The following is an 11,703-nucleotide window of genomic DNA, read 5'->3' as shown; positions in this document are numbered from 1 at the left end:
AGGGTAAAAGTACGCAATCACAATACTAAGCGCGAGACAGCGTAAGTCCAGTTTGCTGACATCCCTACAACCCATATAGGTCAGCAGACTCTTTTTTCTGAACGATAGGTACGAGACATGATCATCAATAAATTTTCCCTTAAATGGATGTTGGCTATTGCCGTCGCCATCCCTGCGATAGCACTGTTGTTTGTGGCTTTCACCAGTCTAAACACCATGTCAGTGATGCAAGCGCAGTCCAACAGCTTGTATGCCAACACGGCTGCACCAATGCGTGCCATGGCTGAAGCAACCTCACGTATTCCTCGGATGCGTGTCGGTATCGATATGATGCTACTGCAAGAAACGGCGCTCAAAGATGCGAAAGGGGTCCTCAAACGAGTCGAAGAGGCAAGAACCGAAGATATCCCAGAAATGCGTCAAGCAATGCAAGTTGCGGTTGATTCTCAGGTTAATCCGGAACTCAAAGAGCAGGCACGCAAACTTCAAGCTCGTTTTGAACAAATGGTACGTGAAGAGTTAGAGCCTATGCTGCAAGCCTTCGCCAATAACGATATGACCACGGCACAAAACATTTACCGCGATAAATACGCGCCGACCTATGGTGAAATGCGTAAACAAGCCAACCAGATCCTCGATACGCTTTTGCAGCAAGCGGAGCAGCAAAACCATGCCAGTGTGGAAAGCTTCGAAGCAGGACGCACCAAGCAAATGGTGATCATTGCAGCAGGCTTGATCATTTCATTCATCACTTCACTGGTTATCATAACGAACTTACGTAGCCGAGTGGCTTACCTGAAAGATCGTATGAGTTCTGCGGCGGCGAATCTTTCACTGCGTACTCGATTGGAGTTGGATGGTAACGATGAACTGTGTGACATCGGTAAAAGCTTCAATGCGTTCATTGATAAAGTGCATCACTCGATTGAAGAAGTGGCAGAAAACTCAAAAGAGCTGGCGACGATGGCCTCTAGTGTGTCGCAGCGCGCGCACATGACGCAATCTAACTGTGCTTCGCAGCGAGATAGAACAGTGCAAGTTGCGACGGCGATTCATGAGCTTGGTGCCACCGTATCCGAAATCGCTTCCAATGCGGCCATGGCTGCCGATGTCGCGAAGCAAGCGACGCTGCATTCTGGTGAAGGGAAAAAAGTGGTAGGCGAAGTGCAAAATCGGATCCAAACACTGGTCAATGAACTCGATAATGCCACTCAAGTTGTCTCATCACTGGCGACCCAAATTAACGGTATTAGCTCAACACTTGATACCATTCGCAGTATTTCTGAGCAAACGAACCTATTGGCGCTCAACGCTGCGATTGAAGCTGCGCGAGCGGGTGAACAAGGTCGTGGTTTTGCGGTGGTGGCGGATGAAGTTCGCACATTAGCAAGTCGTTCAGCGGCATCGACGGAAGAGATCCAGCAAGTCATTAATCGCCTTCAAACGGAGTCAACTCGCGCAGTAGAAGCAATGGAAAAAGGTCGCTCGCAAAGTGATGTGGTGGTTGAGTTTTCCGCTAAAGCGAACCAATCTCTCACAGAGATCAACAGCCAAATTGATCAGATTAATGATCAAAATATTCAAGTTGCGACCGCGACAGAGGAACAATCAACCGTGGTGGAAGACATTAATCGCAACGTTGAAGACATCAACCAACTGACGACAGAAACCTCGCATGTTGCGGATGAGTTAAGCCGAGCCAGTGCAAGCTTGCAACGTCTCTCTTCGCAACTGGATAAACTGGTGGGCAGTTTTGAACTTTAACCAATGACTACGCTAAGCAAGCATTCATGTCGCTTGCTGATGACGTTGATATTCTATTTCTCACTAAGCGGCCTTTCTAGGCCGCTTTTTTATCGCTCTTCGCCTTTTTTATGTTGCCTCAACCAAAGTTGGGGTTGTACACATTTTGTGTTAATGAAATGTTATTAATTTTATGTTTTGTTCACATTTTGACCTTTTGAGATTCGGAAATCCGCCACTTCTCTTCTAGCTTAATTAACGGTAAGAGGTCTGACTTCTACCGAGTAATGACCCTGTTTTCAGTTAATGAGACTCACGCCACTTCGTGTGGTTCCAAGACTGAAGACAAGAACGAGAAGGAATATCCCTTGAATAAAATCATTATATTAATCGCTCTCTCACTGTTTTCTTCCTCAATCTGGGCCGGAACCAGTGCTCACGCGTTATCGCAACAAGGCTATACCCAAACCCGTTATCCAATTGTCTTAGTTCATGGCCTATTTGGCTTCGACACCTTGGCGGGGATGGATTACTTTCACGGCATTCCACAATCACTGACCCGAGATGGCGCTCAAGTGTATGTGGCACAGGTTTCAGCGACCAACAGCTCCGAGCGCCGAGGTGAGCAGTTATTGGCTCAGGTGGAATCGCTACTGGCGGTAACCGGAGCGAAAAAAGTGAACTTGATTGGGCATAGTCATGGTGGCCCCACCATTCGCTATGTGGCATCAGTGCGTCCGGATTTAGTCGCCTCAGTGACCAGTATTGGCGGGGTGCATAAAGGCTCTGCCGTTGCCGACTTAGTGCGTGGTGTGATTCCATCGGGTTCCGTGAGTGAGCAGGTAGCGGTTGGGTTAACCCAAGGCTTGGTGGCTTTGATTGATCTGCTCTCTGGCGGAAAAGCGCATCCACAAGATCCCCTTGCTTCGCTGGCGGCGCTCACCACCGAAGGATCGCTGAAATTCAATCAGTATTATCCTGAAGGTGTTCCCACATCAGCGTGTGGAGAGGGGGCGTACCAAGTGAATGGGGTACGTTACTACTCATGGAGTGGCGCTGCGACCGTCACCAATATTCTTGATCCAAGCGATGTGGCGATGGGGTTGATTGGGTTGGTCTTTAATGAGCCGAATGATGGCTTGGTCGCAACCTGCAGTACTCATCTTGGCAAAGTGATCCGTGATGACTACCGGATGAACCATTTGGATGAGATCAACGGTCTGCTTGGTATTCACTCCCTGTTTGAAACCGATCCGGTAACGTTATATCGCCAGCATGCGAACCGTCTCAAACAAGCTGGATTGTAGGAGCTTGCCATGAAAAAAATCGCATGGAGTTTGGGGATTTTGGTGACCATAGGGGCACTCTGTGCGATTGTTTGGCCATCTTGGTATCCCTCTCGGCCTTTAGTGACCACGCCATCGCAGGCGGACATACAAGCAGATCAATCGAGTCCGCGCGATCTCTTGGAATATTTTCTCTCAGGCTTGGGTGAAACGTCTTTACCCGTGATTCAGCAGCAAGTGCAGCGTTATGAGCAGGAAAACCAAGGCTTGCTCATTGATAGCAGTCTGTTTGCACAATATGTGCAGTATAAAGCGGCGTTATCTGAGCTGACGCTGCCGCAAGCCAGCGGGGGGCTTTCGACCCAAGAGTGGTGGCAATTGCACCAGAGCTTGTTAGATCTGCAAGCTCGTTATTTTTCTGCTGAGCAGCAAGCGCTGTTTGCAGAGGAGAATCGGCTGCGCGAATTGGCGATCGAAAAGCGCCGAATTTATGAGCAGTATGGGCAAAGTGAAGAGGCGCAGCGAGCTTGGCAAGCGCTGTTGCTCGACCAGCCCGATTTTATTCAGCGTAGTGAGGCGACAGCGCAGCTATTGCCGCAGTTAACTCAAGCGGGGCAGGGGGATACGCAGCAACGCTATTTGGCTCGCGTTGCCTTGGTGGGTGAGCAAGGGGCGCAGCGTTTAGCGGAGCTCGATGATTCCCGTGCGACGTTTGAACAGCAGTTTCAGGACTATTATCAAGCGCGGGCCGCTATATTAGTTCGCAACGAGCTCTCGGCCAGTGAGCAGCAAACCCAAATTCAGCAGTTACGAGAGCAGCACTTTGCGCCTGAGCAGTGGCGGCGTATTGATGCGTTAGAGCGGCTGAAAGATAACGGAGAATAAGGCTTTTCGCATTGGCATGAGCCTTAAAAAAGGGGCACCCGAAGGTGCCCAAATCCATGGAAGGAGAAGGAAGAATTACAGTTTGACTTTGATGGTGATGGTGGTGACTGCGCCGCGGTCATCCATCACTTTGAGCTGCACATCATGGTGCCCATAGCTTGGGAAAATCGCAGTAAACATACGACCCCGCTTAATTTTACCATTCGGCAGTGTCCATTCGGTGTCGACAATGCGGCCATCACTGTCGGTGCTGGTTGACCACATGGTGACCCAGCGACCTAAATGGATATAGTTGGCACTGGCTTGTGGTAACGCATTCGGTGTGTCCACTTTAATGGTTTGCTGATGAGTATCGCTATCGCCTTTGTCATCCGTCACCGTTAAAGTGACAGAGTAACTGCCTGCTTTGGTATATGACCAAGTTGGAGCGGCTTCGGTACTGGTTTGACCGTTACCAAAATCCCACAAATAACTGACGATATTGCCATCGCTATCACTACTGGTGTTTTGTGACATCACAGAGAGCCCCTCGACTTTCAGTTCAAAGCGAGCCACAGGCGCGATATTTTCCGTGGTGACTTTCGACAAGCGAACAACACCGTACTCATTCTCTTTACTTTGTGAGAGCAGGTCGATCTTCAAACCAAATGGCATCACTTTGCGGCCAGAATCTGGAGCTTGAGGCGAGCTGTAATCTTGATCGTCCGAGAACGAGGCATTCGCGGTTAAGTTCATATCTTCCAGCGTATTGCCATCAGCCGTGACCAGTTTGAGCGGCGCTTGATCAAACAGTGAGAAGGTTGCATCACGCACTTGGAAACGCGTTTGTGCCACTTCCCCTGTTTTTGACCAGACCAAGGCATTTTGGTCGGCATCGACCACGCCTAGCCAGCCTTCACCCGGATGTTTGCCAACCCAGTTATCCGCGTAAGATTCGTCCACATACCACACCAGCAAGCCCGGCTCGAATGACATCAGTTGCCCGAAGCGTTTCAAATTGGCTAAGCCTTGGTCAACGTCATTATGGCTGCGCCATTGCAGCAAGTAATAGTGATTGGCTTCGTGGAAGCCACCGTTTTTGGTGAAACCTTGGAACGCAAAGCTGGATGTGCCTTCTGCGTTATCGATCAAGGTCTGATTGCCATCCACCTCAAGACGTAAGTCATCGACATACAGACCTTCCATGGCCAGACCGCCATCCGTCAAGTAATCAAATGCCAGTTCAACGGTTTGGCCTGCCCAAGCAGAGAGATCAAATTGCGCATCTACCCAGCCATCAGATTGGCCTGAGATGGCAGGTACTAAACCTGATTTAAACGGATCATCCATCGTCGTGATATTACCGGCAATCGGTTTGCCGTTAATCAGCACACGCGCGTAGTCGTAATCTTTTTCAATCTGGAACCACGCTTTAAAGCGCAACGTGGCTTGGCTGCCTGCTGGGATCGTCAATGGACGGCTCATTCGGTTTTTCAGATCATCGCCACGGTTCGAGTAGAAGGAGAACTCACCTTCTGCAGGCTTAATGCCTTCAACCCGTTTCATCGGCAGAGTCACTTTCACCATGTTCGGGCGTGAGTTATCTGTGGTTTGGAATAGCGTAACCACGCGCGGTTTGGCTTCTAACTCATTAATCGAAAGCTGCTCATGGTTAATCCAGCGTCCGCCAATCGAATTTTGTAAGAACTGCTTAGCCCATGAACTGAAAGCCGTGGGCTGTGTACCGCCAATTTTGCCCGCCCAGCTGCCAGATGACATGATTGACCAATAAGAGACGGGCTCTCCCGTACCTGTGTACTGGGTGTCATATTCATCGGGCAGACCTAAATCGTGACCATATTCGTGGGCACACACGCCGGCAGCCGCATCAATCGGTTGAATGGTGTAATCAAAGGCAGCGAATTGGCCATTGAAGCGTCCAGGAACGTTGCTTTTCGTGCCTTCAAGAACATGGTAACGGCCGAGGTTAAAACGGTGTGACCAAATCGCATCCGCGCCCAACACACCGCCACCCGCTTCTTCACCCACAGAGGCATGGAAAATCATCAAGTGATCTATCACGCCATCTGGCTCACGGAAATTACCGTTACCGTTGTAGTCATAGCGATCTTCGATATCGTAATCGGCAAGGTTAATGTTTGGATCGCGCGCAAGTTGATCCAGTGCTTCGCGAACCAGCTCCCGAGCATTCATATCATTGTTGGTACCGGGAGAGTTGCCACCGTAATAAGCCGCATTTTTTGAGGCACGATACCATCCTGCTGCTTGGCCGGAGACACTGTAGCTGTTGCCAGATTCACTCTCGTAATATTGACGCATTGAGATAAAGTTTTCACCGTTTGGACCGGTATAGCCTTTGTCCGAGAACAGCAAATCTTGGTAGTGAGAAGGCTCATAACGATCGTAGAGCATCTCAGTATGCTCTTTCGTCAGGCGGTTATCATCCCAAGGGAGATCGGGGAAATCGATCAATAGCGCGAGCACTTTGTCCGTGCGCTTTTGACCAACATCTAAAGCAAAAACACGCGCCTTGTGCGGGCCTTTTTGCTTATCGATCACTTTAAGAATTTTCGCACGCTGCTCGAGCGCTTTCTTACCAAATTGCGCATCACCTTTGAATCCGGAGCGAATTTTCTCCTCCAGATAACGTTCTAGCGCAATACGTTTATCAACGTCAGAGGCATCGGCAGGAATTTGTCCGGTGCGGACTAACATTTCAATTAATTTATCCTCATTCACCACGCCTAAATCAATGGGTGTTTGAGCGTATAATCCACTGCTGAAAAAACTGGCTATGGCGGCAGCTAATAGCGTTTTTTTGATCGTTTTCATTTTATTTCCTTAATATTTCCTTATTTAAGGTGTGAAAAGGCCAGCCGAAAATAACAATCTTCGGTTAACCAGATTGGGTGATGGCTATGGCGACTCTGGATTAATACAGCGTGGCTTTAATTCAGGGTTTTCACCTGAGGAAGAGGATTCGCTATCAGCTTTGATATCGTTATTCTTATTATTAAACCTTTGCTGTAAGTAGAGGGATAATGCTTTTTGTTGCTGCTCATAAGAAAGCCCTTCGCAGATAATGCCTTGTTCAATCAAGGCACTAACTAGCTTTTCATCATTAGGCTGAGCATTGGCAAATAATAAGGTGGAATAGCAGATTACCCATAATCCAAATAGGGTGCGCATAGTACATATCCATATGTAAAGTATTTGTAACAATTTATGGCTGGCGATAATTCATAGCAAGCCTGAATTATTCATTGTTTGGCATAGCATCACATTTGCAACACATTCAGTAAACAAATCATCAATCGAATAAATGACTAATAAGACAATTAACTATGCACAATATCGACATGGATAAATGATATCTATGTCGATATAAAACATCGTAATTGTTAGTTAGGTCTGTTAAATAAAGCAATTAGAGCACAATAAATAATCAGTGAAATTAAACATGCTATCAATATATGCGAAATCCCATCACTCGATTGACGATAAAATAAAGGGAAATAATTTGATCTTGCTTCATTGATTTTGTTTCGATTTGACGCTGTCGTGGTGTGAGCGGTTTTGGTACACTCTATCCCTTTCCTACTTGACGCCGCAGCGGTGTTGATCGGTCACAAAGAGGGGATAGGGCGACGAATCGAGAGCGGATTGAAGCCTTATACTGCAAGCGTTGGCTAGAATTCAGTTATATTTTTCACCCCGTATTGCACCCTGTAACTAAACATGCTTTATTGAAATCAGAAATACTTTTTTACAGGACGTGGTTATGTGTCGCTGGCTGGCTTATCAAGGGAGCCCCATCTATTTAGAGCAGTTGGTTTATCAACCAGAGCATTCGTTAGTTCACCAAAGTCTGGAAGCGCGTAAAGCGGTAACTCGAGTCAACGCGGATGGGTTTGGCCTAGGTTGGTACACAGAGCGCAGCACGCCGGGACGCTTCCACGAAGTGTTACCGGCTTGGGGAGATGAGAATCTACGCTCATTGGCTCACCATATTCGCTCACATCGCTTTATGGCTCACGTTCGTTCATCGACGGGCACGCAAGTATCGCGTTCAAACTGTCATCCCTTCATGTATAACCACTGGATGTTTCTGCATAACGGCCAAATTGGTGACTATTGTGCGGTGAAATATGAGCTGGAGCGCTCACTGCCTGAGCATTTATACATTCGGCGCATCGGTACGACGGACAGCGAATTGATTTTCCTATTGATGCTCAAAAATGGTTTAGAGCGAGATCCGGTGGCAGCTATTCGCCAAACCATTGCGGAAATAGAAGCCTTGATGGTCGTAAAAAGCGTCGTGTTACCGTTTAAAGCCTCTATTTGTCTCTCTGATGGTCAACAGTTTTGGCTGGTTCGTTACAGTACCGATGGTCAACCGCCGACGGTTTACCGCAAACCTTGGCAAGATGGAATCATCTTAGCCTCCGAGCCCTTGGATGCTTGTCCTAATTGGTTATTGGTAGAGCCACAAACCATTACGCATGTGCTTGGGGCTGAGTGTCAGTCATACCTTATTTAAGCTATCCCCTTCCTACTTGAAGCTGCAGCGGTGTTGGCTACGTTAGTTCTCCCCAACCACATAGTCTATCTATGTTCATGGGGATTGTGAGAGCCATCCTTGGCTCTCACCAAAGGCCAGCCGATGGCTGTGCAAATTTGTTCCAGACAAATTTGTCACTCACTTGCCGCCTACCTGCAACTCCAAGTGGTTTGGGTATGAATCAAATTCATTAAATGAATCTTGTAGACCCTTGCTATTGATAAGAATTGGCGAGGGTTTGTGCATTTCTAAATTGTTCAACGATATCTTCCCTCACACAGTTGCATTGCCAAGTTGGTTTTGATTATAGTACGCACTCTCTTAATGAGAATAAGTATCAAAATGATTCCACTTGCTTATCTCAACCACTTTCGGAAGGAACATATGAAATCTCGTATTCATTGGGCTGCATTAGGATTATTGGCTGCGTTTGCTGCACAAGCAGAGACAGTAACGATTGAACATCGCTTGGGTAAAACCACCCTTGAGCAGAAACCGCAACGTGTAGTGGTTATTGGTGTGGGGGCTCTGGACGCTATCGACAGTTTCGGTATTGAGCCGGTTGCCGTTTCCAAATTTGATGGTACTCCTGACTATCTTGCCAAATACAAGAGTGATAAGTATCCAAGTGCAGGTTCGTTGTTTGAGCCAGATTTTGAAACGATTTATACCCAAAAACCGGATCTGATTGTGATTGGGCCGCGTGCATCGAAAAGCTACGACGAGCTATCAAAAATTGCACCGACCATCGTTTTTGCTGCTGAAGCTGACCAAGGTTATTGGGAAAGCACTCAACAGCAGTGGCGTAACCTAGGCAAAGTGTTTGCGATTGAGCCTGCGGTCGAAGCCAAAATTGAGCAAGTTGACGCGCAATTTAAATCCATCATGCAATACAACCAACAACATAAAAGTGATGCGATGTTGGTCATGAGCTCTGGCGGCAACCTGACGACTTTTGGTGCCAATTCACGCTTCTCTTCGGTGTACAAAGATTTTGGATTTAGTGAAACCGTGCCAGTCAGCAAAGAGAGCAGCCATGGTGATCTGATCTCATTTGAGTACATCCGTGAACACAATCCGAAAACCTTGCTGGTGGTTGACCGAGATAAAGTGGTGACTAAAGGTGAAACCAATATTCGCCAAACCTTTGAAAATGATCTGGTTAAAGCCACCACAGCTTACAAAAACGGCCATATTGCTTATCTCGATGTGAATGCTTGGTACATCGCTATCTCTGGCGTGAAAGCGACAGAGCAGATGGTTGCCGACATGAAAGCGTCAGTTGGTATGCAGTAAATAAGCACGGAGGAGGGGGAACTCTCCTCTTGCTGACAGGCTGAGGTTTACTTTGAAAAAGTTATTGCTTGTTTTAGTTGTTATTAGTTTTTGTTCCCTGTTTGTTGGCGTGGGCAATTTATCCCTCGCAGCCTTGTTTCAAGGTGATGAGTCAGCTTGGCAGTTACTGCTGACTAGCCGAGTCCCCCGATTATTAGCGATTTTGCTCTCCGGTGCGGGTTTAAGCATCGCGGGTCTTATCATGCAGCAAGTGAGTCAAAACCGATTTGCCTCACCATCGACTTCCGGCACGATTGAGTGTGCCATGCTCGGTTACGTGCTTAGCCTAGTTCTGTTTGGCCATGGTCAAAACCTCTGGTTGATTTTCGGCGTCTCCATGTTGGGTACGCTGGTCTTTGTGTTTTTCATTCAGCGCATTCAGTTTAAAAACGTCATTTTCGTGCCGCTGATCGGCATCATTTTTGGCAATGTGATTGACTCTTTGGCGACCTTTATTGCCTACAAATATGATGCTATCCAAAATCTTTCCGGTTGGGCTGTTGCCAATTTTGCCAACCTGCTTAAAGGGGATTTTGAACTGCTCTATATCGCAATCCCAGTGGCTATTTTCAGCTATTTGTACGCCGCACGCATTTCTGCCGTGGGGATGGGAAAAGATTTTGCGACCAATCTGGGTTTGAATTATCAACAGGTCATGATCATCGGTGTGGCCTTAGTCTCCATCATGTCGGCGACCGTGGTCATGATTGTCGGTCAACTGCCTTTCTTGGGTTTGATTGTGCCTAATCTAGTCAGCCTCTATTACGGCGATAATTTGCGTAAAAATATTCCGCGCACTGCCATTTTCGGGGCGATGTTCGTGTTGTTATGTGATTTAGTGGGGCGCGTCATCATCTTCCCGTATGAAGTCCCCATCTCTATGATCATCAGTATTTTAGGTGGTTCGGTGTTTATTGCCTTGATTTTGCGAGGGCAGCGTCATGCAGGATAGAACGAAATTACTGCTGCTGATCGCGATTTCTCTGCTGTTTGCGGCGCTGTTTATTGGCGTCGGGCTCAATGCGGACAACTACCAGTATTTTTTATCGCGTCGTGTGCCGAAAGTGTTGGCTATGGTCTTTGCTGGCATTGCGATTGCGCAGTCGTCGTTGGCGTTTCAAACCATCACCCATAACCGTATTTTAACGCCGAGTATTATGGGGTTTGATGCTTTATACATGTTCACCCAAGTGTTGGTCGTGGTGCTGTTTGGGGGCATGAGCAGTATTGCGATGAACGTGTACTGGAATTTTTCACTGTCGGTGGCGGCGATGCTCAGCTTCTCGACGCTGCTGTTTACTTTTTATTTCCGAAGTGGGCATCGCAACTTGATTGTGCTGTTACTGCTTGGGGTGATTTTAGGCCAGCTTTTTTCCAGCATCGCCTCTTTCTTTGTGATGTTGATGGATCCGAACGATTTTGCTTCGGTGCAGGCTAACATGTTCGCCAGCTTTAATAACGTCAACACCAAGTTGGTGTATGTGGTGTCGCCTCTGCTGCTATTGGCTTGCGTGCTGCTGTTCCGTCAGCATCGTGTGCTCGATGTGTTCTGGTTAGATAAAGATAACGCGGTGAGTTTAGGTGTCGATGTACACAAAGTGACGCGTAATGTCTTGCTGATCAGCGCGCTGCTGATTTCGATTTCCACCGCTCTGGTCGGGCCCATTCTGTTTTTTGGGCTGCTGGTGACAAACCTGACTCGCGAATGGTTCCGCTCTTATCGTCACTCCACCTTGCTGCTTGCCACGTCGGCGATGTCGGTGTGCGCACTATTGTCAGGCCAGTGGATCATCGAAAAAGTGTTTCATTTCGGGACCACCTTGAGTGTGGTGATCAATTTTATCGGCGGGATCTATTTCCTCTCGCTGTTACTTCGCAATAAAGTGGTTTAGC

The 11,703-nt window shown here is 47.7% G+C and carries 9 protein-coding genes; 7 read left to right on the top strand and 2 right to left on the bottom strand.

The window, feature by feature from the left end; genetic code table 11:
* Positions 1-117: 117 nt before the first annotated feature.
* The 3 genes from T411_RS0112980 (at position 118) to T411_RS0112970 (ending at position 3,914) form a co-directional block, all read left to right on the top strand.
* Positions 118-1,764: a methyl-accepting chemotaxis protein gene (locus T411_RS0112980; protein WP_000586206.1), complete on the top strand. Its 1,647-nt coding sequence runs from the start codon at positions 118-120 to the stop codon at positions 1,762-1,764.
* 347 nt (positions 1,765-2,111) lie between these two features.
* Positions 2,112-3,050, top strand: a complete 939-nt coding sequence (locus T411_RS0112975) for a lipase family alpha/beta hydrolase (RefSeq protein WP_001033424.1) — start codon at positions 2,112-2,114, stop codon at positions 3,048-3,050.
* Between the two features lie 9 nt (positions 3,051-3,059).
* Complete coding sequence (locus T411_RS0112970) at positions 3,060-3,914, top strand: lipase secretion chaperone (RefSeq protein ID WP_000717572.1); 855 nt, start codon at positions 3,060-3,062, stop codon at positions 3,912-3,914.
* Positions 3,915-3,989: 75 nt separating this feature from the next.
* On the opposite strand, the gene prtV is transcribed toward T411_RS0112970, so the two are convergent.
* Together prtV and T411_RS0112960 are read right to left on the bottom strand one after the other, a co-directional pair.
* Positions 3,990-6,746: a M6 family metalloprotease PrtV gene (prtV, locus tag T411_RS0112965; protein ID WP_000848953.1), complete on the bottom strand. Its 2,757-nt coding sequence runs from the start codon at positions 6,744-6,746 to the stop codon at positions 3,990-3,992.
* An 84-nt stretch (positions 6,747-6,830) separates the two neighbouring features.
* Positions 6,831-7,103, bottom strand: a complete 273-nt coding sequence (locus T411_RS0112960) for a hypothetical protein (RefSeq protein ID WP_001259471.1) — start codon at positions 7,101-7,103, stop codon at positions 6,831-6,833.
* Between the two features lie 592 nt (positions 7,104-7,695).
* Between T411_RS0112960 and T411_RS0112955 the strand changes: the two genes are divergently transcribed.
* From T411_RS0112955 to vctG, 4 genes are all read left to right on the top strand, one after another.
* The gene (locus tag T411_RS0112955; protein ID WP_000336883.1) at positions 7,696-8,454 is read left to right on the top strand and encodes a class II glutamine amidotransferase; all 759 of its coding nucleotides are present in this window, start codon (positions 7,696-7,698) and stop codon (positions 8,452-8,454) included.
* Positions 8,455-8,859: 405 nt separating this feature from the next.
* Positions 8,860-9,771, top strand: coding sequence for an iron chelate ABC transporter substrate-binding protein VctP (gene vctP / locus T411_RS0112950; protein ID WP_000842240.1), 912 nt, complete (start codon positions 8,860-8,862; stop codon positions 9,769-9,771).
* Between the two features lie 52 nt (positions 9,772-9,823).
* Positions 9,824-10,762: an iron chelate uptake ABC transporter permease subunit VctD gene (vctD, locus tag T411_RS0112945; RefSeq protein WP_000735136.1), complete on the top strand. Its 939-nt coding sequence runs from the start codon at positions 9,824-9,826 to the stop codon at positions 10,760-10,762.
* Positions 10,752-11,702 carry an iron chelate uptake ABC transporter permease subunit VctG gene (vctG, locus tag T411_RS0112940; protein ID WP_001154099.1) on the top strand — a complete coding sequence of 317 codons (951 nt, stop codon included), beginning with the start codon at positions 10,752-10,754 and terminating at the stop codon, positions 11,700-11,702. The genes vctD and vctG overlap by 11 nt, the downstream gene beginning before the upstream one ends.
* The last annotated feature ends 1 nt before the right edge of the window (position 11,703 follow it).

Origin of the sequence: Vibrio cholerae ATCC 14035 (genome assembly GCF_000621645.1) — a bacterium.
Taxonomy (GTDB): domain Bacteria; phylum Pseudomonadota; class Gammaproteobacteria; order Enterobacterales; family Vibrionaceae; genus Vibrio; species Vibrio cholerae.
The sequence above is the reverse complement of the archived record's forward strand: the minus strand, read 5'-3'. Positions and strand labels throughout refer to the sequence as shown.